The sequence below is a fragment of the Amycolatopsis sp. w19 genome (genome assembly GCF_051373225.1).
GTDB classification, from domain to species: domain Bacteria; phylum Actinomycetota; class Actinomycetes; order Mycobacteriales; family Pseudonocardiaceae; genus Amycolatopsis; species Amycolatopsis japonica.
Window position 1 is genome coordinate 271,084 of record NZ_JBPQFM010000002.1, and the last position, 24,793, is coordinate 295,876.

Genomic DNA, 24,793 nt, shown 5'->3' on the forward strand with positions numbered 1-24,793 from the left:
CGAAAGTGGCTTTCGCAACCTGCCTGGCCCCGCGAGAAGCGCCGGGCGTCACCCGACGTACCGGCGCGCGACCGAGTTCCGCTGCGATTCCTCCAGCAGGACCAGCCCCCGCTCGACCGCCGCCGGGACGACCGCCCGTTCCCGCACCACCCACGGAATCCCCCGTACCGCTTCCGCCACCGCCGCGAACGTCGCCCGATCGAGGGGCGCCGAACGCAGTACCGCGACCATCCGGCGCAGGACACTGCCGAGCGGGCGCCGCAGCCACAACGTCCACAGCGTGTTGCGGATGCCGAGCTGTCGGCGCCGTCGCGGATCACGGACGGGCGAGGGAGCGTGATGGATCACCATCTCCTCGTCCCAGCACATCCACCAGCCCTTGCTCGCGAGGTCGAGGGCGAACAGCTCCTCCTCTCCCCCGAGCCACATCCGGTCGGAGAACCCGCCGACGTCGTGGAACGCGCGGACGCGGACGGCCGAAAGCCCCGCCATGACACCCAGCAGAGCGGGACCGGGCAGCCATTCCGGGCCGGGGACCGGTGAATGGCGCAGTTCCGGGGTGATCGGGTCTTCGCTCAAGGACGGCTCCACCAGGCACCGGCCGGTCACCACGCCCAGCCCGGGAAACGCGTCGAGCCGGTCGGCGGCGCGGCGCAGGGATCCGGGCTGCCATCGGGTGTCGTCGTCGCAGAAGGCGACGTACGGCGTCTCCACTGCGCGGACGGCGAGATTGCGCGCGACGGCGCCGAGATTCCGCGGCGCGCGGATCAGCCGGGTCGAGGGGAACCGTTTTTCGACGGCGTCCGCGGTGCCGTCGGTGGAAGCGTTGTCCACCACCACGATCGGTGCCGCGTCGGGCAGCGCGGTCATCGACGCGAGCGTCTCCAGCAGCTGCGCCCGACGGTTGTGCGTGATCACCACGACCGTGATCCGGTCCTTCACTTCATCCTCCATGGGCGTGTTCCAGTACCCGGATCCGGCGTTCCACCGAAGCGGGCAGCCGTTGCCTGTCGGCGAGCGCCCACGGCAGGCGCCGCACCACCCCGGCGAGCGCGCCGAGCACACGTGGCTCTCTCGGCGCCCTGGCCAATGTGCGGAAAGCCTCGGCGAGGCATCGGCGTACAGGCCGTCTCATCACCGTGATCAGCATGCGGTTGCGGAGTTCGGCACGCTCCCGCCAGGACGACGACGGCCGCACCGGGGACGGATGATGGTGCGCGCGCACTTCCTCCGCGTAACAGAGCCACCAGCCGCGCGCCGCGAGGTCGTAGGACAGCAAACGCTCCTCGGCACCGAAATGCAGCAGCGGATGGAAGCCCGCGGCCTGCAGATACGCGGTCCGCCGGACGATCGCGGAACAGGCGAGAAAACCGAGGACGGCCGGTCCGGGAAGCCCCTCGGGCCTGCCGAGCGGGCTCGCGGCCATCATCGAGACGACCGGATCCTCTCGTTCTTCCTCGCCCACCAGGGTTTTCGCGGCCACCAAACCGACGTCGTCGTGGGTGTCGAGGATCCGTTCCGCCTCGGCGAGCGCGCCTTCGGCCCACCAGGAATCGTCGTCGCTGAACGCGACATACGGCGTCCGAGCCACCGCGACCCCGAGATTCCGCGCCGCCACGCCGATGTTGCGCGGCAGCCGGACCACCCGCACCCCGGGGAACGCCGCCGCCCTGGCCGCCGTGCCGTCGGACGAACCGTTGTCCACCACCACGATCGGCGGTGGCGGACGCAACGCGGTCAGCTCTCGCAACGTCCGTTCCAGTTCCGGTGCCCGATCGCGGGTGGCGATCACCACCGTCGTCGAGGCGGCGCTCATCGCACCGGCCTGGTCTTGAGCGCCTTCACCATGTCCCGCATGAGCCCGTTGTCCGCGGGCAGCGCACGAAGCGCGGCCACCGCCCGGCCCTGCACCGAAGAACACCAGCGCCACCAGGAGTCGAGCACGTCCCGATCCCCCGCTTCTTCGGCCGGGACGAGGGCCGGCCAGCCGAGCGCGTCGGCCTGGGCGCTGACCTTGCCGCCGCCCGCGACCGGGTCGACGGCCAGTGCCGGCACCCCGGCCTGAAGGCTCAGCACCAAGCCGTGCAGCCGCGTCGTGACCACGACATCCAGATGAGACAGGATCGACGTGAACTGATCCGGTGTCTCGCAGCGTTCCCAATCCGACGCCGCCAGCCGCGTGTCGAGCGGCACCCGGGCGCAGTCCACCCCGGCGATCCACTCGCGCACCGACGCGTGCGCCTCCGCATGGCGACCGGACTCGCCGTACTCCCGTTGCGGCGGTGCCAGGATCACGCCGGTCACCAGTACCTGGTCGGTCGGCACACCTAGGGAGAGATCCGGCGTGCCGACCTTCCCCTGATCCCGTGGGAAAACCTGGTCGAAGCCCGTGACCGTGTCATCCTCCGGGTCGATCACCGACACCCCGACCGCGATCCGGTGGCAATGGGCGAAGCGCCGGTGCACCTCCCGGATCTGCCAACCGTGCGCCGGCCCGCACACGAAGACGACGTGGCTGTACCGGGCCGGATCCACCTCTTCGTAGTTGACGTCCCCGGGCCGGTAGACCGGGCTCCACGCCAGATCGTGTTCCATCCCCATGGTGGACAACGCCTCGTCGACCCTGCGCATGCTGAGCACGTCTCCCGCGGTCGCCTCGCCGCGGCGGAAGCTGGCCCAGCCGATAACCAATGCACGCATATCGGAGACTTACCCGGCTTGTCCGCGTTCACACGGTTTTTTCCGGGCCCGTGCCGGGTAGCCCGTCGCCATGGACAGAGCGCTGGTGACCGGGGGCGCGGGTTTCGTCGGTTCGCATCTGTGCGAACGTCTGCTGGAGGCGGGCACGGAGGTCGTCGCGGCCGACAACTTCGCGACCGCCGCCACGGTCAACGTGGCGCATCTGCTCGACCGTCCGGGATTCCGGCTCCTCTCCCGTGACGTCACCGGGCCGATGACCGCGCCGGGCCCGTTCGACGTCGTCTTCCACCTGGCGTCCGCCGCCTCGCCGCGTGACTACCTCCGCCTTCCGCTGGAGACGCTGCGCGCGGGCTCGTACGGCACCGAACGGGCGCTGGACATCGCCGAACGCGACGGCGCCCGGTTCGTCCTCGCGTCGACGAGCGAGGTCTACGGCGATCCGCGGGAGCATCCGCAGCGCGAGGAATACTGGGGGCACGTGAACCCGATCGGCCCGCGCAGCGTCTACGACGAAGCCAAGCGGTACGCCGAGGCGCTCACTTCGGCCATGCGCCGGGAGCGGGACGTGAACACCGGTATAGCGCGGATCTTCAACACCTACGGTCCTCGTATGCGTCCCGACGACGGCCGCATGATCCCGACGTTCATCGGGCAGGCGCTCGCGGGCGCGCCGCTCACCGTGACCGGCACCGGCGGCCAGACCCGTTCGCTCTGCTACGTCGACGACACCGTCCGCGGCCTGATCGCGCTTGCCGCGTCCGACGTACCCGGCCCGGTGAACCTCGGCAACCCGCACGAACTCACCGTGCTGCGGATCGCGGAGGAGATCCTGGCCGTCACCGGCAGCGCGTCCCGGATCGAATACGTCGACGCCGCCGTCGACGATCCGGCCCGCCGGTGCCCGGACATCTCCCGCGCCCGCCGCGAACTCGGCTGGGAGCCGGAGATCGTTCTGGCGGAAGGACTTCCGCGCACCGTCGCGTGGTTCACGCGGCAGGGGTCGGGCCCGTACCCGGCCGTCGGCGCGTGACTGGATGGCCGACACGCGTGATCAAACGGACGACACACGTGTCCAGGCGGACGGCTCGGGGCAGGTTCCGGGCCAGGCGTGTGTCGTCCCTCTGATCACGCGCGTCGTCTCACTCGAATCCCCCGAGAGACGCTTCGCTCAGTAGCGACGTCCTGGGCTTTTGCGCCGCATCGTTTATCCCCGAACGCACCGGGTAGCGCTACGGGAGTAAGCGCGGGTCACGGCCCGCGGCCCCGACCGGAGAGGTGGCCCGGTGCGCATACTCGGTGTCAACGCCGTCTTCCACGACCCGGCCGCGGCCCTGGTCGTCGATGGCGAAATCGTGGCGGCGGCGGAGGAAGAACGGTTCAGCCGTCGCAAACACGGCAAACGACCGGTGCCGTTCTCCGCTTGGGAACAACCCGTCGAGGCCGCCGCGTGGTGCCTGGCCGAGGCCGGGATCTCCGCTCAGGATCTCGACGCCGTCGGCTATTCCTACGATCCGGCGTTCGTCGAACCGGGCATGGCGGGGCATGACGGGAAGAACGAATGTCTCCGCACCGACTTCGCCCGCCGGGCTCCCGCGTTCCTCAAGGCGTCCTTGCCCGGGCTGGATCCCGCGACCGTCCGCTTCGTCCGGCACCACGTCGCGCACGCCGCCTCGGCCGCGCTCGCCGCGCCGTTCGACGACTGCGCGGTGCTGGTCGCCGACGGCCGTGGCGAGGGCACGTCCTATCTCGCGGGCGAGTATCGCGACGGCAAGTTCGAGGAGCTCGCCGAGCAACGCCTCCCCCATTCCCTCGGGCTGATGTACGAGGACCTGACCGAGCACCTCGGTTTCGCCCGGTCCAGTGACGAGTACAAGGTGATGGCTCTCGCCTCCTATGGCAAGCCCCGCTTCCTCGACCGGATCGCGGAAAGCGTGCACACCAACGGGATGGGGTTCCGCACCGACGAGATCGACTGGGCGTCGTTCGCTCCCGCCGTCGAGCCCGGGCAGGAACCGGGGCAGGTCCACGCCGACCTGACCGCGAGCGTGCAGCGGTGCCTGGAGGACGTCCTTCTCGACCTGACGACCAAGCTCCACGAGCACACCGGACACACCGATCTCGCGCTGGCCGGCGGGATCGCGCTCAACTGCGTCGCCAACACCCGGCTCCACGCCGAGGGACCGTTCGACCGGATCTGGGTCCAGCCCGCCGCCGGTGACGCCGGCACCGCGCTCGGCGCGGCCTTGGAGCTCGCCGCGGAATTCGGCGATCGCGGCGGCCCGATGACCGGCGCGGATCTCGGCCGCGGCTGGACCGACGACCAGCTGGAGAACGCGCTCAAGACGGCGAACGTGCGCCACGAGCGGCCGGACGACGTCGCCGAGGCCGTCGCCGAAGCACTGGCCGGAAACCGGATCGTGGCCTGGTTCCAGGGCCGGTCCGAGTTCGGCCCGCGTGCGCTCGGCCATCGGTCGCTGCTCGCGCATCCCGGACACGAAGCCAATCTGGAACGGCTGAACGACGTCAAGGGCCGCGAACAGTTCCGTCCGGTCGCCCCGATGGTGCTCGCCGACCGTGCGGGCGAGATCTTCTCCCGTGGCCCGCTTCCCAGTCCCTACATGCTCTTCGTGCACGACGTCGCTCCACAATGGAGGGACAGGATCCCGGCCGTCACCCATGTCGACGGAACGGCCAGGGTACAGACGGTCGACGCGGACGACGAGCCGCTCGTGGCCCGGATGCTCGGCGCGTTCGAACGCCGTACCGGCGTCCCCGCCGTGGTCAACACCAGTCTCAACACCGCCGGCAGGCCGATGGTCGATTCCCCCAGGGACGCCTTGGAGTGCTTCGGTTCGGCCCCCATCGACCTGCTCGCCCTCGGACCGTTCGTGGTCCGCCGTCCCTGACCTTTGGAGGAGTGTCGTGATCGAAGAACACTTCGCGGCTTTGAGCGAGGCCGCCGGGAAGTCCGCTTCCTGGTCGCCGAAGATCCGTGGCTGGGGTGACCAGCTGGCCGCCGTGCTGTCCTCCGGCGGACGGTTGCTCGCGTGCGGCAACGGCGGGAGCGCGGCCGAAGCGCAGCATCTCACCGGTGAGCTGGTCGGCCGGTTCCGCAACGATCGGCAGCCGTTCTCGGCGATCGCCCTGCACGCGGACACCTCGGCCGTGACGGCGATCGTCAACGACTACGGCGAGCACGACGTGTTCGCCCGGCAGGTGCGGGCGCACGGCCGCCCCGGCGACATCCTCGTCTGCCTTTCCACCAGCGGCGGCAGCCAGAACGTCGTCGCGGCCGCGAAGGCCGCCCACGAACTCGGCGTCACCACCTGGGCGATCACCGGCCCCTCCCCCAATCCGCTGGCCGCGCTGTGCACCGACGCGATCCCGGTGGAGGCACCGTCGATGGCGACCGTGCAGGAGGTCCACCTCGCACTGGTGCACGCCCTGTGCACCGCGCTGGACGACGCGCTCGGGGTGCCCACGTGAGGACGCTGGTCGTGCTGGGCGACGCCTTGCTGGACGTCGACGTCGACGGCACGTCGGACCGGCTCTGCCCGGACGCGCCGGTCCCGGTGGTCGACCTGGTCCGGGAATGGCGGCGGCCGGGCGGTGCCGGGCTGGCCGCGTTGCTCGCGGCCCGGTCCACCGCCGAGGTCGTGCTGGTCACCCCGCTGGGTGACGATCAGGCGGGACGGGCCCTGACCGGGCTGCTGGAGCACGAAGTCCGCGTGGTGCCGATGTCGTTGCACGGCACCACCGTCACCAAGAAGCGGGTGCGCGTCGCGGGGCAGTCACTGGTCCGGCTGGACAGTGGTGACGGCAGGGCCGCGTTCTCGCCGCTCACCTCCGGCGTCCGGGCGGCGCTGCGGTCGGCGGGCGCGATCCTCGTCGCCGACTACGGCCGTGGCGTGACCGGTCATCCGGAGATCCGCGCGCTGCTCGCCGAACTGGCGGGCACGATCCCCGTCGTCTGGGATCCGCATCCCCGCGGGAGCAGGCCCGTCGCGGGAGTCCGGCTGGCCACCCCGAATCTCGCCGAAGCCGAGCAGCTCACCGAGACCCGCGCCGATCCCGGAGAGCTGGCGAAACGGGTGCACGCACTGTGGAAGGCCGACGCGGTCAGCGTCACCACGGGCGCGCACGGCGCGGTGCTGACCGAGGGCGGGCAGTGCACGACGTTCCGGCCGCCGTCGGGAGTCGACGCCAAAGACACTTGCGGCGCCGGTGATCGCTTCGCGTCCGCGGTCACCGCGGCGTTGCTCGACGGTGCGTCCACCGCCGACGCCGTGGCGGCCGGCGTCGAGACGGCGGCCCGGTTCGTCGCGACCGGCGGCGCCGCCACGCTGTCCACAGTGGACGACTCACCCGAACCGGAAGCCCACCACCACGGCACGTCGGCGTTCGACTTCGCGGCACGTGTCCGTGCACGAGGCGGCAGGCTCGTGGCCACGGGTGGTTGTTTCGATCTGCTGCACCCCGGCCACGCCGCCCTGCTGCGACAGGCGCGTGCCCTCGGCGACGCCCTCGTCGTCTGCCTCAATTCCGATGCCTCGGTGCGTGGCCTGAAAGGGCCGGGCAGGCCGATCGTGACCGCCCGCGACCGCGCCCGGCTGCTCACCGAGCTCGCCTCGGTCGACGCCGTCGTGGTGTTCGACGAACCCGATCCGGCCGCTGTGCTGGACCGCCTGCGCCCGGACGTCTGGGTCAAGGGCGGCGACTACGCCGACACCGAACTCCCCGAAAGCGCCGTGGTGCGCCGGCACGGCGGCGAAATCGTCCTGATCCCGACCATCCGCGGCTATTCCACCTCCCGGCTGGTGGCCGCGGCGGAAGGAGCATGATGCGCTCTCTCGGCAACGTCCTGATCACCGGCGGCGCCTCCGGCCTCGGTGCCGCGACCGTCGAAGCCGTCCGCGAGGCGGGCGGCACCCCTCTGGTCGTCGATCGCGCCGAACCGGCGGGCGACGTCGCGTTCGTCCGGGCCGACCTGGCCGATTCCACCGCGGCCGCGCGCGCCGTGGACGAACTCGCCGAACGGGCGGGCGGGATCGACGGCGTCTTCACCGCGGCGGGCACCGACGCGTGCGGCCCGCTCGACGAGGTGTCCACTGAGGACTGGGAGCGCGTGATCCGGGTCAACCTGCTCGGCACCGCCGCGGTCGTCCGTGCGGCGCTCCCCCATCTCCGGCTGAGCCACGGCACGGTGGTGACCTGCGCGTCGACGCTGGGGCTGCGGGTCGCCGGAGACGCGAGTGCCTACTGCGCGTCGAAATTCGGCGTCGTCGGCTTCACCAGGGCACTCGCCATCGAGCTCGCGGGCCGGGTCGGGGTGACGCTGCTCGTCCCCGGCGGGATGCACACGGCGTTCTTCGACGACCGGGCCGAGCAGTACAAGCCGCCGCCGGACGCGAAACTCAACCAGCCCGAGCACGTCGCGGCCTCGGTGGTCTTCGCCCTCTCCCAGCCGCCCGGCTGCGAAGTCCGCGAACTCGTGGTGTGCGCTTCGGAAGAGGGGTCCTGGCCGTGACCGGTGGCATCCTCGTGCTGCGCGCCCTCGGCCTGGGGGACCTGCTCACCGCGGTCCCCGCCCTGCGCGCCCTGCGCCGCGCCTTCGCCGACGAACGGCTCGTCCTCGCCGCGCCGGAGAACCTGCGCGATCTCGTCGAGCTGATCGACGCCGTGGACGAACTGCTCCCGACGGCCGGGCTCGGCGAACTGTCCTGGCCCGGCGAGCCGCCGCGGCTGGCGGTGAACCTGCACGGCCGCGGCCCGGAGAGCATCCACGACCTGCTCGCCCAGGATCCGCTGGAACTGATCACCCACCGGCATCCGGACTTCCCCGGCGTCGACGGCCCCGACTGGCCCGCGGAGACGCACGAAGTCGACCGCTGGTGCCGTCTGCTCGAGGCCGCGCGCATCCCGGCCGACCGCGACGACCTCGCGCTGCCCCCGCCACCCGGCCCCAGCCCGGCGTCGGACGCGGTGGTGATCCACCCCGGTGCCGCCTTCGCCGCCCGGCGCTGGCCGCCGGACCGGTACGCGCGGGTGGCGCGGGAGCTCTCCGCCCGGCATCGGGTGGTCGTCACGGGAAGCGCGCCGGAAGCGCCTCTCGTCCGCGCGATCGTCGAGGAGGCCGGGCTTCCCGGCGACGCGGCTCTCGTGGGCGGCGGCCTCGCCGAACTGGCCGCCACAGTGGCCGAGGCACGGCTGGTGATCTGCGGCGACACCGGTGTCGGCCACCTCGCCACCGCGTACGGGACGCCGTCGGTGCTGCTGTTCGGGCCGACCCCGCCGCGGCTCTGGGGCCCGCCTGCCGGAGACCGGCGGCATACGGTCCTCTGGGTGGGCGACGTCGGCGACCCGCACGGCGGGACCCCGGACCCGGGGCTGCTGCTGTTGCGTGAGGAACGCGTCCTCACCGCGGCCGAAGACCTGCTCCGGACGGGAGCCTCCCGTGGTTGAGCGAGTGGGAGTGATCGGCGCCGGGTACGTCGGGCTCACCAGCGCGGCGTGCTTCACACGTCTGGGGCATCAGGTGGTCTGCGTCGACAACGATCTGTCCAAAGTGGATGAACTGAACCGGGGCGAGGTCACCATCGCCGAACCGGGGCTCACGGAGCTGGTCCGCGACGGGCTGGGCTGCGGACGGCTCCGCTTCACCGGCGCGCCGGAAGAACTGTCCGATGTGGACTTCGTACTGCTCTGCCTGCCCACGCCGAAAGGGGAGAACGGCGACGCCGACGTCCGGACGCTGGACGAGGTCGTGGCCACGCTGCCCGGACTACTGGCGCCCGGCTGCGTCGTCGTCACCAAGTCGACCGTGCCGGTCGGCACCGGGACCCGGCTGACGGAATCGCTCGGACCGGATCTGCCCGTGGTGGGCAATCCCGAATTCCTCCGCGAGGGGCACGCCGTCGAAGACTTCTTGCAGCCCGACCGGGTCGTCTTCGGTTCGGTCCCCGGGAACAGGACGGCCGCGGAGCGCGTCGCCGCGTTGTACGGGGAGACGAACGCGCCGGTGTGGTTCACCGATCCGGCGAGCGCCGAGCTCGCGAAGTACGCCAGCAACGCGTTCCTGGCGCTGAAAGTGTCCTATGTGAACGTCCTCGCCGAACTCTGCGAGCACTACGGCGCCGACATCCGCGATGTCGGGCGGCTCATGGGGCTCGATTCCCGGATCGGGCCCGCCTTTCTGGTCCCCGGCCCCGGCTGGGGCGGCTCGTGCCTGCCCAAGGACACCGCCGCGCTGCTGCGGACCGCCGAACACGCGGGCGTCGACTTCGGCATCCTCCGTGACGCCATGAAGGCCAACGCCCGTCAGCGGGCGGCCGTGGTGCGGAAGATCCGCCGCGCGATCACCGGGGTTTCGGACGGCTCGCTCTCGGGCATCCGTATCGGGTTGCTCGGACTGGCGTTCAAGGCGGGAACCGGGGATCTGCGCGATTCCCCCGCTCTCGCGGTCGCGCGGGAACTCGCCAGGAGCGGCGCGGTGCTGACCGCGTACGACCCCGGCGTCGAAGCCGTCGAACCGGACACCGTCCAGGTCGTCGACGACCCGTACCTGGTGGCGAAGGACGCGGCGGCGCTGGTCGTGCTCACCGAGTGGCCCGAGTTCCGCGAACTCGACTGGGACCGGCTCGCCGCCGCCACCGAACGCGCCGTCGTCGTCGACGCCCGGAATCTCCTGGACCCGGCGACCGTCGGCGAAGCGGGCTTCGTCCACACGGGACTCGGCACCGACCCGAACAGGAGGACAGGATGACCCAGCCGTTGAAGGCCCTCGCACTCGTGTGCTCGCTCAAACCGTCGCCCGCCCCGTCGAGCAGCGCGCTGATCGCGCAGCAGCTTCTGGACGAACTGGCCGGGCACGGCGCCACCGGCGAACTCGTGCGCGTGGTCGACCACGACGTCAAACCGGGCGTGGAGGGCGACATGGGCGACGGCGACGCCTGGCCGGAGATCCGCCGCAAGATCGCCGCCGCCGACATTCTGCTGATCTCGACGCCGACCTGGGTCGGCCACATGTCCAGCGTGGCGCAACGAGTGCTGGAACGGCTCGACGCCGAACTGTCCGAAACGGACGACGAGGGCAGGCCCGCGATGTTCGGCAAGGTCGGCGTCACCGCCGTCGTCGGCAACGAGGACGGCGCGCACAAGATCACCGCCGATCTCTTCCAGGCCCTCAACGACATCGGGTTCACCGTGCCCGCACAGGGCGGGACCTACTGGAACGGCGAGGCGATGAAGGGCGGGGACTACAACGACCTCGACGAAACACCCGAAGCGGTCGAATCGACCAACTCGACCCCGGCACTCAATGCGATACACCTCGCGAACCTGCTGCGCGAGCGCCAGTACCCCGCGTCCTGACCCCGAGGTGTAGCCGCCGGCCGGGCCGGGTACCCGTCTTCCGTGATCGTCAAAACGCTGGCGTTCGGCGCATGCCTGCTGCTCGCCGGTTGCGCGGGAGCGAGCGGGCAAGAGCCGGCGAGAGAGGCAGCCGGGCGGTTCCTCGACGCGCTCGCGTCGGGTGATCACCGCTCGGCGTGCGCGCTGCTCGCGCCCCGGGCGAGGGAATCCTGGGCACCGGAAAGCTGCGAGCGCGGCCTGTCCGGTGCGAACGTCCCGGACGGCACGCCGGAGACGGTCTCGATCTGGAGTGAAGAAGCCCAGGTGAAGACCGCCCGCGACACGCTCTTCCTGCACGAGTCGTCCACCGGCTGGGTGATCACGGGAGCAGGCTGCCGCCACCGCAACGAACAGGTCTACGACTGCGCGGTGGGTGGCCCATGAAAGCGCGTCCGGTGTTCACCGTTTACCTCGTCTTCGTCGTGGCCGTCCTCGGCTATTGCGTCCTGCTGGGCCTGCTGCACCGGTGAAGGGGCGGATGATGCGGCGCCTTCTTCGTGACAACGCCCTTTCGCTGGGCTTCGGGCTGCTGTTCCTGCTGAGTCTCGCGGGACAGGCGTTCTCCGGGCTCGCGGACTACAACGACGGGCGGCTCAGCCACGCCGCCGAACCGGTCGGCCTGCTCGACTACCTGGCGTCCGCGGACTTCGCCGTCGACGTCGCCGAAAACTGGCAATCTGAATACCTGCAGTTCTTCCTTTACGTCTTCGCGACCGTGTGGCTGCTGCAACGAGGCTCTCCCGAATCGAAACCGGCCGGCCGGGAAGGGCTGGAAACGGACGAGGAGCAGCAGGTCGGACGCCACGCGACGGCCGATTCACCGAAATGGGTGAGGGCGGGCGGCTGGCGCACGGGAATCTTCTCGATGTCACTCGGACTGGTGATGCTGGGGCTGTTCCTGCTGTCCTGGCTCGCCCAGTCCGTGGCCGGGATGAGCGCCTACAACGCCGAACAGCTCACCGAATTCGGTGATCCGGTGTCGTGGTTCGGCTATCTGGCGTCGTCGGATTTCTGGAACCGCACGCTGCAGAACTGGCAGTCGGAATTCCTCGCCATCGGCTCGATGGCGGTGTTCAGCGTGTACCTGCGCCAGCGCGGCTCCCCGGAATCCAAACCCGTCGGCGCGCCGCACCGGGCCACCGACGAATCCGGGTGATTGGACCGCGGGGAACGGGTATCCGTCCTGCGTCGGACTGACGACCACGGACAGGAGTGTCCATGACCACCACCACGGAACACGACCTCGTCACGGTGATCACCGAAGATCACCGTGCCTTCGAACGGATCTTCAAGGAACTGGAGTCCGGCAAGGGCGGTGATCAGCACCGCAAGGACCTCGCGGACCACCTGATCGCCGAACTCGTGCGGCATTCGATCGCCGAAGAACAGCACATGTATCCCGCCGCGCGGAAGCACCTCCCCGACGGCGACGAGGTCGCCGACCACGAGATCGAGGAGCACGCCGAAGCCGAACGGGTGATGAGCGACCTCATCGGCCTGGAACCGACGGACGAACGGTTCGACGAACTGGTCGGCAAGCTGATCGAGGACGTCCGGCACCACATCGAAGAGGAGGAAGGCGACCTGCTGCCGAAGCTCCAGGCCGCCTGTTCGCCGGAAGACCTACGGGAGCTGGGCGAGAAGGTGTTGCGGGCCAAGGAGATCGCGCCGACCAGGCCGCATCCCGCCGCTCCGGACCGGCCGCCGGCGAACCGGATCCTGGCGCCGGGGACGGCGTTCATCGACAAGATCCGGGACGCGCTGACGGACCGCTCGACCTGACCCCCGCCGGGCGCTCACGCGTTGGTCACTCACGCGTCGGTCAAGTCCGTGAAGGCCTCCTTGGGGGACTCTGGGTCCCTCAAGGAGGCCTTCACGGACTTCGAGCCTGGTGAGTGCGTCGGGGCCGCTCGCCAAGAGGTTGCGAAAGCCACTTTCGCAACGCTGAAGGTTGCGAAAGTGGCTTTCGCAACCTTGGCGAGAGGCATCGCTGCTCCAGCCACGAGGCCCAGCGCGTGAAGGCCTCCTTCCCTCGGCTGAGCCGAGGGAAGGAGGCCTTCACGCGGACCGCGCTGGTGGGGTTGGGCATCGAACTCGGCTCCGTCACCAAACGCATGTCGCGAAAGCCACTTTCGCGACGTTAGATGTCCCGAAAGTGGCTTTCGCGACACGCGACGATGGCCCAGCGCGAGCTCAAAGCTCAGCAGGCGCATCCCGCACGGAGGACTCCGGCAATTCCCCGGTGAGCGCGAAATCCACCCGCCGCGCCACCGACACCACCTGGTCCGCGAACCGCTCGTAGAACCGCGCCAGCAGCGCCACCGAGATCGCGGGCGCGACGCCGTCGGACCAGTCCGGTTCGGTCACCAGGGTCATCAGCTCCTCGTGCAGCGCGTCGACCCGCTGATCGGACCGGGCCAGCGAGTGGAAGACCTCCGCCGTCGACCCTTCGATCGCGGCGCCGAGGTCTTCCGCCATCGAGCCGACGAGTCCGGCCATCTCGCCGAAACGGCCGGTGAGTGCGTCGGGGACGGCGAATTCCGGCGCTCGCAGGGCCTGGTCGGCGATGTGCTGGGCGAGGTCGCCCATCCGCTCCAGCCGGTCGGCGCAGTACACCGCCGCGAGCACGGTCCGCAGGTCGCCGGCCACCGGCGCCTGCAGGGCGAGCAGCTTCTGCGCGGACTCCTCGCATCGGGTCCGTGCCGCGTTCAGTCTCGCCTCGACCGTCGCCAGTTCGGCGGCGGCTTCGACGTCCCGGTCGAGGAAGACCCGGTTCGCCAGGTGCAGTTCTTCGCAGGCCATGCCGCACATACTCGACAGGAGCTCGCCGAGAACGCTCAGCTGACCGTGGAATCGTTCCCTCATGTGAGCACTTTCGCAGGTTCGAGGACATACGTCGCGTACGCCGCGCGGATCACCGGTTGGGCGACGTTGCGGACCGGGACCCCGCCGGGGCTGACGCCTTGTTCGCTGCCGTAGTGCGCGTGCCCGTGCACGGCGAGGGCCACCTGGGCGTCGTCGATCGGCTCGCACAGCAGGTACGACCCCAAAAACGGGTGGATCTCCGGCGGTTCGCCGTGCAGGGTGCCGGGAATCGGCGAGTAGTGGGTCAGCGCGACGGTCACGTCGGGTTGCTCGTGTTCGAGCCCTTCCAGCGCGGTGCGCAACCGTTTGGCCGCCGCCATGGTGTGCTCGACGAAATCCTTCATCTCGCGTTCGCCGAACCGGCTCGCGCATTTGCCCGCGAACCCGCCGCCGAAGCCCTTGACCCCGGCGACGCCGAGCTTCCCGCCCTCCAGGTCCACTGTGGTCGCCGAACCCTCGAGGACGGTGATCCCGCTTTCCTCCAGCAGCCCGCTGACCGCCTCCGCCTCGTCCGAGTGATAGTCGTGGTTGCCCAGCACCGATATCACCGGGACGGGGAGTCCGGCGAACTCGTCGGCCACCACCCTGGCCTCGTCGACGCTGCCGTGCCGGGTGAGATCGCCCGCGAGCAACAGCACGTCGGCGTGTTCGGCGATGTTGTCCAGTGCCGGCCGCAGCAGGCCTCGGTTGTCCTCCCCGAGGTGGACGTCCCCGACCGCGGCGACCCGGATCACCGGATCTCCTCGGCGTGCGACGGCTCCCGGACGTCGGCCAGCCGGACGTCGTTGTGCACCAGCTCGGCCGCGATGTGTTCGCAGACGACCGCCTCGATGTCGGCCTTGCGGTTGGCGCACGGGACCTCGCCGCTGAGCCGGACCTGGTCGCCGCGCACGGTGACGTGCACGCCGAGTTCGGCGGTCCTCGGGTCTTCCGCCAGCGCCTTGGTCAGCCTGGCGACCAGGTACTGGGGCGCTTCCTCGGGCATCGGAAGCTCCTTTCCGTCGATGATGGACAGTGCCGCGAGCAGGGTCAGGAACGACCACGCGTACGGCGATTCGGCGGTCTCTTCGGCCACCCGGTGCCAGTCGACCTGTTCGCGGAGGTCGCGCGCGATCCGCAGCAGCGGCGCGAAATCGCACCGGTGCGGGCTGAGCACGAGGACCTTGTCGACGAGCAGATCGGTCCCGTTGAGCACGGGCGCGGCGGTCGCCCCGACCCTCATCGACGAGGCTCGGTCGAGCATCTCGTCGGTGACCGGCCGATGGTTGGGCCGGAAGATCAGGTCGACGAGGCAGTCGCCGTCGTAGACCTTGGTGAGCCAGTCCTCCGGCGGGTGCTCCCGTCTCAGCCCCGCCGCTTCCAGGGCCTCCGCAGCCTCCTCGATGTCCTCCTCCTTCAGGAAGAGGTCGACGTCGTGATCGGACGGCGGCCCGCCCCGCGCGTAGACGGCGAGGCCGCCCGCGACGGCGAATCGCACGGCGGTCTGGTCCAAAGTGGACACGACCCTGGTCAGCGTGTGCAGCAGTTCCTTCTCGTTCACGGTCGCTCCCCCACCCCGGTGGCCGGTTCGTGTGCCCTGCCGACGTCCGGTTTCAACGGTTCGGTCGGGCATCCCTCACCTTCCCGCAGTCCTTTGAGGAAGGCTTCGATGGCGTCCTCCGACGAGTATCGCGGCGTCCAGCCCAGCTCTTCCCTCGCGCGCGTGCAGTCCATCACCGGCAGATGCAGGACAGCGTCGAAAAGCCCCGGCGTCGCCGGGATCAGGTGCAAAGACCAGGCCGCGGCCAGCGCTCGACGGACGAACGGTGCCGGGACCTTCACCGGTTTGGCGCCGAAGATCCGCGCCAGCGCGCGGGTGTCCAGCACCGGATCGGCGGCGATGTTGAAGGCTCCCTTGACATCCTGCAGCGCACAGCGGCGATAGGCGTCGGCCACGTCCTCGGTGTGCGCGGTCTGGATCCGCAGTTGCGGGATGTCGGGGAGCACCGGGATCAGCGACGGACGGACGAGCTTGCCCGGGACGAACGGCCTGCCGAACAGCCGGCGCTGCTCGGGCGCCGCCGCCTTCTGGAAGAGGAATCCCGGCCGTACCCGGACCACCCGCAGCCGCGGATGACTCCGGTCGAACGCTTCGAGAACCCTTTCCACGTAAGCCTTTTCGCGCGTGTACGCCGCCTTCGGCGACCCGTGGGTCGGCCATTCCTCGGTCACCGGATGGTCGTCGTCCCTCGGCGAGTAAGCCCCGATCGACGACGCGTACACCAGCGACGGCACGTGCATGGCCTGCACGGTTTCGAACACCCGGATCGAACCCAGCACATTGGAGCGCCAGGTGATCTCGGGCCGGCGGGTGGGCTGGAAGAGCCAGGCCAGGTGGATCACCACGTCGGCGCCGTCGAACACGGCACGGAGGTCGTCGCGGGCGACGTCCGCGGTGACGAACTCGGTCTTCGGGCTCTCCCACCGGCTCGGGCGCCTCGCCACGCCGACGATCGAGCCGACCTCGGGGTCCGCGCCCAGCGCGCGGACCACCGCCGTCCCGACATTGCCGGTGGCGCCGGTCACGACGATCCGCTTACCGCTCATGGGTACGGTTACCCACCGTCGCCTCGCCTTAATCGGCGCGGAGCCGCTGAACGAGCCGCCGGGCGGGCAGCGCCATCGCCCCGAGCCCGATCGAGGTGGTGACCTCGTCCGTGGGGGTCACGAGCAGGTGGTCGATCTCGCCGACCAGGTCGCGGCATCGATCGAGTTTGGCCGGATCACCCGAACGGGCCACCTCGGCGAGGGCTTCGAGCAGGTCGCCGACCACCCCGCGCGCGTGTTCGCCGGGATGCCGGAACGGCTGCTCGCTGCGGGCGGCCTCGCTCACGGCGTCGATCAGCTGGGCGAGCGGATGCCACAGGGAGACGAGGTTCGCCAACGGTTCCTCGCGGGTCTCACGCCGTCCACGGAGGTTCAGGTACCGGCCCTCCCGGGTCCAGCCGATCGCGTCCTCCGCCTCCGCGACCAGGCTGCGGACATCCTCCATGCGATCGTCCAGGCCGTCGGTCGTCTCGCCGCCGCGGACCAGTTCCGCGGTCTTGTCGAGGACGTATGCGATCGCCGATGCCAGCCGGGAAGTCGCCGCCCGCAGGCGCTCGCCGTGCAGCGGCGGCAGGATCACCGCGTTGAGCACGGCGCCGATCCCCGCCCCCAGCGCGGTTTCCAGCAGCCGGTCGGCGAGCAGGACGGGTTCGGTCGCGTTGCCATAGGAGATCAGCAGCATGCCGGTGATCCCGACCCACACCCCCGAATCGCCGAAGCCCCGCCACGAGCCGATCAGCAAGCCGATGAAGATGACCAGCCCGAGCGCCACCGTCACCGAAGGAATGACCTGACCGGCGCCCGCCGCGAGCAGCACCCCCACGCTGACGGCGCCGACCTGCTGTGCCCAGCCGCGCAGCGACCGGTAGACGGTGGCCTGCACCAGGAACACCGCCGCGTACGGCGCCAGGAAGGGCTGGGGCAGCCGCAGGACCGCCGTCGCGACGATCCACGCGATCACCGCCGCGGCCGTGGCCTTCGCGGTCTGGACGAGGCTCCGGCGTTCTTCCCCCGGCACCCGGAACGCCCGGGCGACCCAGCCGAACGGCGTCTTCCCACCCATCACGGACCCGGCGGACCCAGGTGGACGACCTTGGTCTGCGTCATTTCGTCGAGCAGCTCCGGCCCGTAGCCGTAGCCGCTGCCGCTGGCGCCCCGCGGATGGGCGGCCCCGCCGGGCGCGCCACCGAAGACGTTGTTGATCTTCACGGTCCCGGCGGGGAGTTCGCGCCAGGCACGCTGCGCGTGGGCCATCGAGGCGGTGAGCACGGTGGCCGCGAGGCCGTACTCGCCGGCGGCCGCCTGTTCGAGTGCCTGATCGAAGTCGGCCGCCACGGTCACCGGCGCGACCGGGCCGAACGTCTCTTCGGTCAGGACCCGCATCCCCGGTGTGCATCCGGCGAGGACGGTCGCCGGGTAATGAGCACCGGGGCCGTCGGGAACGAACCCTCCGGTGAGCGGATCGGCGCCCTGCGCGATCGCTTCCGCGACCTGAGCGTGCACCCCGTCACGGTGGCGCCGGTCGACGAGCGGGGCCAATTTCCGGTGGCCCGCCTCGGCGACCAGCGCGGTGAGGAAGGCGTCCGCGACGTCCTGGTGTACATGGATCCGTTCGACCGAGACGCAGATCTGCCCGGAGTTGGCGAAGGCCCCGATCGCCGCCTGCTCGGCCGCCCAGACCGGGTCCACGCCGGCGTCGACGACGAGCGGGTCGTTCCCGCCGTTCTCCAGCAAGGCCTTCGCGCCGGTCCGCGCCGCGCTCACCGCGATCGAGCGGCCCGCGGCCGTGCCGCCGACATGAGCGACGACGTCGACGTCCGGATGGGCCGCGAGTTCGGCGCCGACGCTTCCGTCGCCCTGCACGGTCTGGAGCACGTCGCCGGGAAGGGCCTGCGCCAGCACGTTCCCCAGCCAGGCGCCGGTGTGCGGGCAGCGTTCGCTCGGCTTGTGCACCACCGTGTTCCCCGTGACCAGTGCCGCGCCCAGCAGCCCGCAGGCCACCGCGACGGGGTCGTTCCACGATGTCAGCGCGACGACCACGCCCCGGGGTTCGGGCACCATCAGGTCGGTGGCCGACGGGTCACCCAGCAGGGACCGGCCGCGGTGCACCGGTCCCAGTTCGGCGTACTGCTCCAAGGTCCCGGCTCCGGCCAGGACACCCTCTTCGGCCTCGTCGCGGGGTTTGCCCGTCTCGCTCTCGATGAGGACGGCGAGTTCGCCCGCCCGCGCCCGGAGCGACCTCGCCGCGTCCTTCAGCGCGATCCCGCGTTCGGCCGCCGGTGTGGCGGCCCAGCCCGGGGCCCGCCGCTTCGCCGCGGCGATCGCCGTCCGAACGCCTTCGGTCGTCGCCGCTTTGACGCTGCCGACGAGACTGTCGTCGGCGGGGTCGCGGATCTCCAGTACGGCAGGCCGGTCCACCGTCGTCATTCGCACCTCCTCGAAGTTTTCTGCGCGCCGGTTACCCGCTGTCGTTTTGCCGAAACGGTGCCGGGGTAGCCGCGAGAGAACCCACCACCGCGAAGGGGCGAGACCTGTGGCACAGCATCGAGAGGACGCGAAGAACGAGCAGCTGGACGGAAGCCGGGTGGATCCGGAGAAGTCCGTGCTGACGACACAGCAGGGAGTCCGGGTCGACCACACGGACGACTCGTTGACCGCGGGCAGCCGGGGGTCGACGCTGCTCGAAGACTTCCACGCCCGCGAGAAGATCACCCATTTCGACCACGAGCGCATCCCCGAACGGGTCGTCCACGCTCGCGGCGCGGGCGCCTACGGCTTCTTCGAGGCCTATGACGACGCGCTGGCCGACTACACGGTCGCCGAATTCCTCACCAGCGGCGAGAAGATCCCCGTGTTCGTGCGGTTCTCCACCGTCGCCGGTTCCCGCGGTTCGGCCGACACCGTGCGCGACGTCCGCGGCTTCGCGACGAAGTTCTACACCCGCCAAGGCAATTACGACCTCGTGGGCAACAACATGCCGGTGTTCTTCATCCAGGACGGCATCAAGTTCCCCGATTTCGTGCACGCGGTGAAACCCGAGCCGCACAACGAGATCCCGCAGGCCCAGTCGGCGCACGACACCTTCTGGGATTTCGTCTCGCTCCAGCCGGAGAGCCTGCACATGGTGCTCTGGCTGATGTCCGATCGCGCGCTGCCGCGCAGCTACCGGATGATGCAGGGATTCGGTGTGCACACCTTCCGGCTGGTCAACGCCGAGGGCAAGGGCACCTTCGTGAAGTTCCACTGGAAGCCCGTCCTCGGCACGCATTCCCTGGTGTGGGACGAATGCCAGAAGATCGCGGGCAAGGATCCCGACTTCAACCGGCGTGACCTGTGGGACGCGATCGAGTCCGGCCAGTACCCGGAATGGGAGCTGGGCGTGCAGCTGGTGGACGAGGACTCCGAGCACGACTTCGACTTCGACCTGCTGGACGCCACGAAGATCATCCCCGAGGAGCAGGTGCCCGTGCGCCCGGTCGGGCGGATGGTCCTGGACCGCGACCCCGAGGACTTCTTCGCCGAGACCGAACAGATCGCCTTCCACACCGCGAACATCGTGCCCGGTATCGACTTCACCAATGATCCGCTGCTGCAGGCCCGGAACTTCTCCTACCTCGACACGCAGCTGATCCGGCTCGGCGGCCCCAACTTCTCGCAGCTCCCGGTGAACCGGCCGATCGCGCCGGTGCACACGAACCAGCGTGACGGGTACGGCCAGCAGAACGTCCACAAGGGACGGACGAGCTACTTCCCGAACTCGCGCGGCGGCGGCTGCCCGGCGATCGCCGATTCCGGCGTCTTCCGGCACTACACCGAAGCCGTCGCGGGCCACAAGATCCGGGACCGCAGCGAGAGTTTCAAGGACTTCTACAGCCAGGCGACGCTGTTCTGGAACAGCATGTCGCCGATCGAACGTGAGCACATCGTCGCGGCGTTCCGGTTCGAACTCGGCAAGGTCGAGGACCGGGAGGTCCGGGCGCGGACGGTCGCCGAGCTCAACAACGTCGACCACGATCTGGCCGCCGAAGTCGCCGAGGGGATCGGGGTGAGCGTGCCCGCCGCTCCCGCCACCCCGCACCACGACCGCACCTCCCCCGCGCTTTCCCAGCTGAACCAGCCTTCCGTGGCGCCGACCAGCCGGAAGGTCGCAGTGCTCGCGGCCGATGGCGTCGACACGATCGGTGTCGGCCGCTTGGCCGAGGCGCTGACCGAGCAGGGTGCGATCGTCGAGGTTCTTGCTCCCACCGAGGCCGAACTCCGGCCGGGCGGGGAAGGGGATCCGCTGCGGCCGGACAGGCAGCTCAACACCGTGGCGTCGGTGCTTTACGACGCCGTCGTCGTCCCGTGCGGCCCGAGCGCGATCAACATCCTCGAACACGACGGTTACGCGGTGCATTTCGTCGCCGAGGCCTACAAACACGGCAAGCCGGTGGCCGCGTTCGGCTCGGGTCTGGACCTGCTGCGCCGGGCCGGGGTGACCTCGAAACTGGCCGACGACAGCGAAACCCTCATCGACCAGGGCGTGGTGACCACCACGGCGGCCGAGGCGACCCTCCCCGACGGCTTCTTCGCCTCGTTCACCGCGCAACTCGGCGAACATCGCTCGTGGCTGCGGAAGACCGGCGCGATCCCCGCGTGAGTTTGCCGCCGTGGCTCCGGGGTACCGGAAGAGGGTGACCGACCTCGACTACACGATCGTGATTCCGACGACCGGCCGGGAGAACCTCCGCACGCTCCTGGCCGGGATCGAAGCGGCCGGAGAGCCAAGGCCGGCGCGGATCGTCGTCGCCGACGACCGTCCTGGCGGCGACGACCTACGGCTTCCCCCGTCCACCGTGGACGTCGAAGTCGTCCGGTCCGGCGGGCGCGGTCCGGCGGCGGCCCGCAACGCCGGCTGGCGGCACGCGAAGTCCGAATGGATCGCCTTCCTGGACGACGACGTGCTGATCGGCTCGGACTGGCCGCGGAAACTCGCCGAAGATCTGCTCTCCCTCGGCCGGGAGACGGCGGCGTCGCAGGCCCGCCTCGTCGTACCGCTGCCGCCGGACCGCCGCCCGACCGACGACGAGCGCGGGACGGCCGGGCTGGAGACGGCCCGGTGGATCACCGCCGACATGGCCTACCGCCGGTCCGTGCTCGCCGAGGTCGGCGGGTTCGACGAACGCTTTCCCCGTGCCTACCGGGAAGACTCGGACCTGGCCTTGAAGGTCGCCAGGGCCGGCCATCTCATCGCGCGCGGCGAACGCGTCACCGTCCATCCGCCCAAACGATCGGGCCCGCTGGCCAGCCTGCGCGCCCAGCGGGGCAACGCCGACGACGCGCTCATGCGGCGCGAGCACGGTGTCCTCTGGCGGCGGCAGACCGGGGCCGGGCACGGACGGCTCGAACGGCACGCAATGGCCACCGTGAGCGCGGCCGGCGCCGTGGCGTTGTTCGCGCTGGGACGCCGCAAGGCCGCCGCCGCGGCGGCCGGACTGTGGGCCGGGCTGACCGCCGAGTTCGCGGCGCGCCGGATCGCCCCGGGGCCGCTCACGCCCGGCGAGGTCGGGCGGATGCTGCTGACCAGCGTGCTCATCCCGCCCGCGGCCTGCTACCACCGGCTGCGCGGGGAGGTGACGCACCGGCTGTCGCGGCGGCCGCAGGCCTTGCTGTTCGACCGCGACGACACCCTCATCGTCGACGTCCCCTACCTCGACGACCCCGACGGTGTCCGTCCCGTTCCCGGCGCCGGAGAACTCCTGCACGGGGTGCGTGCGGCGGGGATCAGGATCGGCGTGGTCAGCAATCAGTCCGGGGTGGCCAAAGGCCTGATCACCCCGGACCGGCTGGCCGCGGTGAACGCCCGCGTCGAAGAGATGCTCGGCCCGTTCGGCACCTGGCAGGTCTGCGTGCACGACGACGGCGACGGCTGCGCCTGCCGGAAACCCGCGCCCGGGCTGGTGCGGCAGGCCGCGGAGGCACTCTGCGTGGACGTCCGGCGCTGCGTGGTCATCGGCGACACCGGAGCCGACGTCGATGCCGCCCTCGCCGCCGGGGCACGCGGAATCCTCATCCCGACCGCGCGGACCCGGCCGGAGGAGATCGATCGCGCCCGCCGCCGGGCGACCGTCGCCCGCGACCTCGCCGAAGCCGTCCACCTGGCCGTCGCGGGGTCCCGGTGAACGTCCTGGTCGCGAGGATGGACAACCTCGGCGACGTCCTGCTGGCCGGTCCGTGTGTCCGCGCGGTCGCGGCGGGTGCCGAACGGGTGGTCCTGCTGGCCGGTCCCCGTGGTCGCGCCGCGGGCGAACTGTTGCCCGGCGTGGACGAGGTCGTCACCTGGTGCGCGCCGTGGATCGACCCCGAGCCGCCGCCGGTCGCCCGGGACGAGACCGAAGCGCTGGTCCGGCGTCTGCGCGAATACTCCTTCGACGCGGCGCTCGTGCTGACGTCGTTCCACCAGTCCCCGCTCCCGCTGGCCCTGCTGCTGAGGATGGCGGGCGTGCCCTGGATCGGCGCGATCAGCGAGGACTACCCCGGATCGCTGCTGGATCTGCGGTACCGGGTGCCCGGTGACCCGCCGGAACCGGTGCGGATGCTTTCCCTGGCCAAGGCGGCGGGCTTCTCGTTGCCGCCCGGCGACGACGGCGGGCTCGCGATCCGCGGGCCACTGCCGCCGGTGGAGAGGCTGGTCGGCGACGAGGACTACGTGGTCGTCCACCCCGCCGCGTCGGTCCCGGCGAGGCAACCATCTGCCGACCGCTCGGCCGCGATCGTGCGGGCACTGCAGGCCGCCGGACGCCGTGTCGTCGTGACCGGCTCGCCGTCGGAAAGCGCACTGACCAGCCAGGTCGCCGGGGACGCGCTCGATCTGGGCGGCCGTACGGACCTGCCCGAACTGGCGTCCGTACTGGCCGCGGCCGACGTGGTGGTGGCACCCAACACCGGCCCCGCCCACCTCGCGGCCGCCGTCGGCACCTCGGTGGTCTCGTTGTTCGCCCCTGTCGTGCCGTCGTCGCGCTGGGCGCCGTACGGGGTGCCGTCCGAAGTGCTCGGCGACCAGCACGCGGCGTGCCGGGACAGCCGGGCCCGGGTCTGCCCCGTGCCCGGCCATCCGTGCCTGGACCGCGTCGCGCCCGAAGCCGTCGCCGCCGCCGTGGCGCGCCTCAGCCGGGCGTGGTCTCGCCGCCCAGCGCGGCGATGACCTCACCGCTGTAATACGACGAAAGCCGGTTGGACGCCAGGAAGACGTACGACGGCGCGAGGTCGTCCGGATGAGCGGCGCGCTCGAACGGGACCTGGAGGCCGAACTTCTCCACCTTCTCCGGCGGGAACGTCGACGGGATCAGTGGTGTCCACACCGGACCGGGCGCGACACAGTTGATCCGCACGCCGCGATCGGCCAGCGCCTGCGCCATCGCGTACGTCCAAGCGTGCACGGCTCCCTTGGTCGCCGAGTAGTCGATCAGCGATTTGTTGCCCCGCAAGCCGTTCACCGAGCCGGTGTTGATGATGACCGAGCCCTCGGCAAGATGGGGCAAGGCGGCGTTCGTCACCCGGAAGAAGCTGTGGATGTTGACGTCGAAGGTATGCGTCCACTGCTCGTCGGTGAGCTCCTCGGGGGAGTCGACCGGCCATTGCGTGGCGACGTTGTTGACCAGGATGTCCAGCCCGCCGAGCTCCTTCACCGTCCGGTCCACGATCTCGCGGCACTGCGCCGCTTCAGCGAGATCACCCGGAAGAAGGAGGCACTCACGCCCTTCGGCGCGAACGCGTTCCTCTGTGTACTTCGCGTCCTCGTGCTCGTTGAGATACGCGATCGCCACGTCGGCGCCTTCTTTCGCGAAGGCGATGGCGACCGCGCGGCCGATCCCGGAGTCGCCGCCGGTGATCAAGGCACGCTTGCCGGCCAGCAGCTCGCGGCCCTCGTAGTCCTCCATGGAGTCACGAGGCGGCGGGTCCATCTTCGACGTCACGCCCGGCGGTTCCTGCTGCTGCGGCGGCCGGAGTTTCTCTGCCATCGGGTTCCCTCCCGTCGGGTGCTTTCGGGGAGGGTTACCCGGATGGCAGCTCGCCTGAACATGGCCCTTGCGGCGGCTGGAGGCGGCGCGTGGGGTGTTGCGAAAGTGGCTTTCACAACGTTCAAGGTTGCGAAAGTGGCTTTCGCAACCACCTACGGCAGGGCTGTCCGTGAAGGCCCCCTTCACCGCGTCTAGCGCAATGAAGGGGGCCTTCACGTACCAGAAGCCGAAAC

The 24,793-nt window shown here is 70.6% G+C and carries 24 protein-coding genes; 14 read left to right on the top strand and 10 right to left on the bottom strand.

All coding sequences use genetic code 11. The features are described 5' to 3' along the window. Positions 1 to 48 precede the first annotated feature (48 nt). Genes ACSMFO_RS05745 through ACSMFO_RS05755 form a run of 3 tightly spaced genes read right to left on the bottom strand, consistent with a single transcriptional unit; the run spans position 49 to position 2,700 of the window. Entirely contained in the window at positions 49 to 954 is a 906-nt protein-coding gene (locus tag ACSMFO_RS05745; RefSeq protein ID WP_436457275.1) for a glycosyltransferase family 2 protein, read from the bottom strand. Continuing rightward, positions 944 to 1,816 carry a glycosyltransferase family 2 protein gene (locus ACSMFO_RS05750; RefSeq protein WP_436457277.1) on the bottom strand — a complete coding sequence of 291 codons (873 nt, stop codon included), beginning with the start codon at positions 1,814 to 1,816 and terminating at the stop codon, positions 944 to 946. Before ACSMFO_RS05750 ends, ACSMFO_RS05745 begins: the two co-directional genes overlap by 11 nt. Beyond that, a complete protein-coding gene (locus ACSMFO_RS05755) occupies positions 1,813 to 2,700 on the bottom strand; it encodes a polysaccharide pyruvyl transferase family protein (protein ID WP_436457279.1) in 888 nt (295 codons plus the stop codon). The genes ACSMFO_RS05750 and ACSMFO_RS05755 overlap by 4 nt, the downstream gene beginning before the upstream one ends. A 70-nt stretch (positions 2,701 to 2,770) precedes the next feature. On the opposite strand from ACSMFO_RS05755, the gene ACSMFO_RS05760 reads away from it, so the two are divergent. The 11 genes from ACSMFO_RS05760 to ACSMFO_RS05810 all read left to right on the top strand — a co-directional run bounded on the left by ACSMFO_RS05760 (position 2,771) and on the right by ACSMFO_RS05810 (position 12,891). After that, the gene (locus ACSMFO_RS05760; RefSeq protein WP_436457280.1) at positions 2,771 to 3,730 is read left to right on the top strand and encodes an NAD-dependent epimerase/dehydratase family protein; all 960 of its coding nucleotides are present in this window, start codon (positions 2,771 to 2,773) and stop codon (positions 3,728 to 3,730) included. 253 nt (positions 3,731 to 3,983) lie between these two features. Next, positions 3,984 to 5,606 (top strand): carbamoyltransferase family protein, encoded by a 1,623-nt coding sequence (locus ACSMFO_RS05765; RefSeq protein ID WP_436457282.1) that lies wholly within the window; start codon positions 3,984 to 3,986, stop codon positions 5,604 to 5,606. Between the two features lie 16 nt (positions 5,607 to 5,622). After that, a complete protein-coding gene (locus ACSMFO_RS05770; RefSeq protein WP_378418313.1) occupies positions 5,623 to 6,186 on the top strand; it encodes a D-sedoheptulose-7-phosphate isomerase in 564 nt (187 codons plus the stop codon). Then, entirely contained in the window at positions 6,183 to 7,541 is a 1,359-nt protein-coding gene (locus tag ACSMFO_RS05775) for a PfkB family carbohydrate kinase (protein ID WP_436457284.1), read from the top strand. The genes ACSMFO_RS05770 and ACSMFO_RS05775 overlap by 4 nt, the downstream gene beginning before the upstream one ends. Beyond that, positions 7,541 to 8,227 (top strand): SDR family oxidoreductase, encoded by a 687-nt coding sequence (locus ACSMFO_RS05780; RefSeq protein WP_436457627.1) that lies wholly within the window; start codon positions 7,541 to 7,543, stop codon positions 8,225 to 8,227. Before ACSMFO_RS05775 ends, ACSMFO_RS05780 begins: the two co-directional genes overlap by 1 nt. Further along, positions 8,224 to 9,162 (top strand): glycosyltransferase family 9 protein, encoded by a 939-nt coding sequence (locus ACSMFO_RS05785; RefSeq protein ID WP_436457285.1) that lies wholly within the window; start codon positions 8,224 to 8,226, stop codon positions 9,160 to 9,162. The genes ACSMFO_RS05780 and ACSMFO_RS05785 overlap by 4 nt, the downstream gene beginning before the upstream one ends. Then, entirely contained in the window at positions 9,155 to 10,462 is a 1,308-nt protein-coding gene (locus ACSMFO_RS05790) for a UDP-glucose dehydrogenase family protein (RefSeq protein WP_436457287.1), read from the top strand. Before ACSMFO_RS05785 ends, ACSMFO_RS05790 begins: the two co-directional genes overlap by 8 nt. Next, positions 10,459 to 11,070, top strand: a complete 612-nt coding sequence (locus ACSMFO_RS05795) for a flavodoxin family protein (RefSeq protein ID WP_436457289.1) — start codon at positions 10,459 to 10,461, stop codon at positions 11,068 to 11,070. Before ACSMFO_RS05790 ends, ACSMFO_RS05795 begins: the two co-directional genes overlap by 4 nt. A gap of 42 nt (positions 11,071 to 11,112) precedes the next feature. Next, positions 11,113 to 11,493 (top strand): hypothetical protein, encoded by a 381-nt coding sequence (locus tag ACSMFO_RS05800; protein ID WP_436457291.1) that lies wholly within the window; start codon positions 11,113 to 11,115, stop codon positions 11,491 to 11,493. A gap of 97 nt (positions 11,494 to 11,590) precedes the next feature. After that, entirely contained in the window at positions 11,591 to 12,265 is a 675-nt protein-coding gene (locus ACSMFO_RS05805; RefSeq protein ID WP_436457292.1) for a DUF6766 family protein, read from the top strand. Between the two features lie 62 nt (positions 12,266 to 12,327). Further along, positions 12,328 to 12,891 (top strand): hemerythrin domain-containing protein, encoded by a 564-nt coding sequence (locus tag ACSMFO_RS05810; RefSeq protein ID WP_436457295.1) that lies wholly within the window; start codon positions 12,328 to 12,330, stop codon positions 12,889 to 12,891. Positions 12,892 to 13,302: 411 nt separating this feature from the next. On the opposite strand, the gene ACSMFO_RS05815 is transcribed toward ACSMFO_RS05810, so the two are convergent. The 6 genes from ACSMFO_RS05815 to ACSMFO_RS05840 are packed head-to-tail and all read right to left on the bottom strand — an operon-like array spanning position 13,303 to position 18,987. Further along, positions 13,303 to 13,974, bottom strand: a complete 672-nt coding sequence (locus ACSMFO_RS05815; protein ID WP_436457296.1) for a phosphate signaling complex PhoU family protein — start codon at positions 13,972 to 13,974, stop codon at positions 13,303 to 13,305. Next, positions 13,971 to 14,708: a metallophosphoesterase family protein gene (locus ACSMFO_RS05820; RefSeq protein ID WP_125737715.1), complete on the bottom strand. Its 738-nt coding sequence runs from the start codon at positions 14,706 to 14,708 to the stop codon at positions 13,971 to 13,973. Before ACSMFO_RS05820 ends, ACSMFO_RS05815 begins: the two co-directional genes overlap by 4 nt. After that, positions 14,705 to 15,514, bottom strand: coding sequence for a nucleotidyltransferase (locus ACSMFO_RS05825; protein ID WP_436457297.1), 810 nt, complete (start codon positions 15,512 to 15,514; stop codon positions 14,705 to 14,707). The genes ACSMFO_RS05820 and ACSMFO_RS05825 overlap by 4 nt, the downstream gene beginning before the upstream one ends. Next, on the bottom strand, positions 15,511 to 16,560 hold the full coding sequence (locus ACSMFO_RS05830) for an NAD-dependent epimerase/dehydratase family protein (RefSeq protein WP_436457299.1): 1,050 nt from the start codon (positions 16,558 to 16,560) through the stop codon (positions 15,511 to 15,513). The genes ACSMFO_RS05825 and ACSMFO_RS05830 overlap by 4 nt, the downstream gene beginning before the upstream one ends. 28 nt (positions 16,561 to 16,588) lie before the next feature. Further along, a complete protein-coding gene (locus ACSMFO_RS05835) occupies positions 16,589 to 17,623 on the bottom strand; it encodes an FUSC family protein (RefSeq protein WP_436457301.1) in 1,035 nt (344 codons plus the stop codon). Then, entirely contained in the window at positions 17,623 to 18,987 is a 1,365-nt protein-coding gene (locus ACSMFO_RS05840) for an aldehyde dehydrogenase family protein (protein ID WP_436457302.1), read from the bottom strand. The genes ACSMFO_RS05835 and ACSMFO_RS05840 overlap by 1 nt, the downstream gene beginning before the upstream one ends. 106 nt (positions 18,988 to 19,093) lie before the next feature. Here ACSMFO_RS05840 and ACSMFO_RS05845 point away from each other — a divergent pair, with 106 nt between their 5' ends. Genes ACSMFO_RS05845 through ACSMFO_RS05855 form a run of 3 tightly spaced genes read left to right on the top strand, consistent with a single transcriptional unit; the run spans position 19,094 to position 23,743 of the window. Beyond that, positions 19,094 to 21,199, top strand: coding sequence for a catalase (locus tag ACSMFO_RS05845; RefSeq protein ID WP_436457304.1), 2,106 nt, complete (start codon positions 19,094 to 19,096; stop codon positions 21,197 to 21,199). Positions 21,200 to 21,233: 34 nt separating this feature from the next. Further along, positions 21,234 to 22,721 carry an HAD-IIIA family hydrolase gene (locus ACSMFO_RS05850; protein WP_436457306.1) on the top strand — a complete coding sequence of 496 codons (1,488 nt, stop codon included), beginning with the start codon at positions 21,234 to 21,236 and terminating at the stop codon, positions 22,719 to 22,721. Positions 22,722 to 22,738: 17 nt separating this feature from the next. Beyond that, positions 22,739 to 23,743 carry a glycosyltransferase family 9 protein gene (locus ACSMFO_RS05855; RefSeq protein ID WP_436457629.1) on the top strand — a complete coding sequence of 335 codons (1,005 nt, stop codon included), beginning with the start codon at positions 22,739 to 22,741 and terminating at the stop codon, positions 23,741 to 23,743. On the opposite strand, the gene ACSMFO_RS05860 is transcribed toward ACSMFO_RS05855, so the two are convergent. Next, positions 23,706 to 24,560, bottom strand: a complete 855-nt coding sequence (locus ACSMFO_RS05860; protein WP_360096946.1) for an SDR family oxidoreductase — start codon at positions 24,558 to 24,560, stop codon at positions 23,706 to 23,708. The genes ACSMFO_RS05855 and ACSMFO_RS05860 overlap by 38 nt on opposite strands. Positions 24,561 to 24,793 lie beyond the last annotated feature (233 nt).

What these genes read in the sequence shown, in the direction of transcription:
- ACSMFO_RS05805 (WP_436457292.1), top strand. Translation starts at nt 11,591, where the DNA reads ATGCGGCGCCTTCTTCGTGACAACGCCCTTTCGCTGGGCTTCGGGCTG.
- ACSMFO_RS05810 (WP_436457295.1), top strand. Translation starts at nt 12,328, where the DNA reads ATGACCACCACCACGGAACACGACCTCGTCACGGTGATCACCGAAGAT.
- ACSMFO_RS05815 (WP_436457296.1), bottom strand. Translation starts at nt 13,974, where the DNA reads ATGAGGGAACGATTCCACGGTCAGCTGAGCGTTCTCGGCGAGCTCCTG.
- ACSMFO_RS05830 (WP_436457299.1), bottom strand. Translation starts at nt 16,560, where the DNA reads ATGAGCGGTAAGCGGATCGTCGTGACCGGCGCCACCGGCAATGTCGGG.
- ACSMFO_RS05780 (WP_436457627.1), top strand. Translation starts at nt 7,541, where the DNA reads ATGCGCTCTCTCGGCAACGTCCTGATCACCGGCGGCGCCTCCGGCCTC.
- ACSMFO_RS05855 (WP_436457629.1), top strand. Translation starts at nt 22,739, where the DNA reads ATGGACAACCTCGGCGACGTCCTGCTGGCCGGTCCGTGTGTCCGCGCG.
- ACSMFO_RS05840 (WP_436457302.1), bottom strand. Translation starts at nt 18,987, where the DNA reads ATGACGACGGTGGACCGGCCTGCCGTACTGGAGATCCGCGACCCCGCC.
- ACSMFO_RS05745 (WP_436457275.1), bottom strand. Translation starts at nt 954, where the DNA reads ATGGAGGATGAAGTGAAGGACCGGATCACGGTCGTGGTGATCACGCAC.
- ACSMFO_RS05835 (WP_436457301.1), bottom strand. Translation starts at nt 17,623, where the DNA reads ATGGGTGGGAAGACGCCGTTCGGCTGGGTCGCCCGGGCGTTCCGGGTG.
- ACSMFO_RS05750 (WP_436457277.1), bottom strand. Translation starts at nt 1,816, where the DNA reads ATGAGCGCCGCCTCGACGACGGTGGTGATCGCCACCCGCGATCGGGCA.
- ACSMFO_RS05795 (WP_436457289.1), top strand. Translation starts at nt 10,459, where the DNA reads ATGACCCAGCCGTTGAAGGCCCTCGCACTCGTGTGCTCGCTCAAACCG.
- ACSMFO_RS05755 (WP_436457279.1), bottom strand. Translation starts at nt 2,700, where the DNA reads ATGCGTGCATTGGTTATCGGCTGGGCCAGCTTCCGCCGCGGCGAGGCG.
- ACSMFO_RS05860 (WP_360096946.1), bottom strand. Translation starts at nt 24,560, where the DNA reads ATGGCAGAGAAACTCCGGCCGCCGCAGCAGCAGGAACCGCCGGGCGTG.
- ACSMFO_RS05760 (WP_436457280.1), top strand. Translation starts at nt 2,771, where the DNA reads ATGGACAGAGCGCTGGTGACCGGGGGCGCGGGTTTCGTCGGTTCGCAT.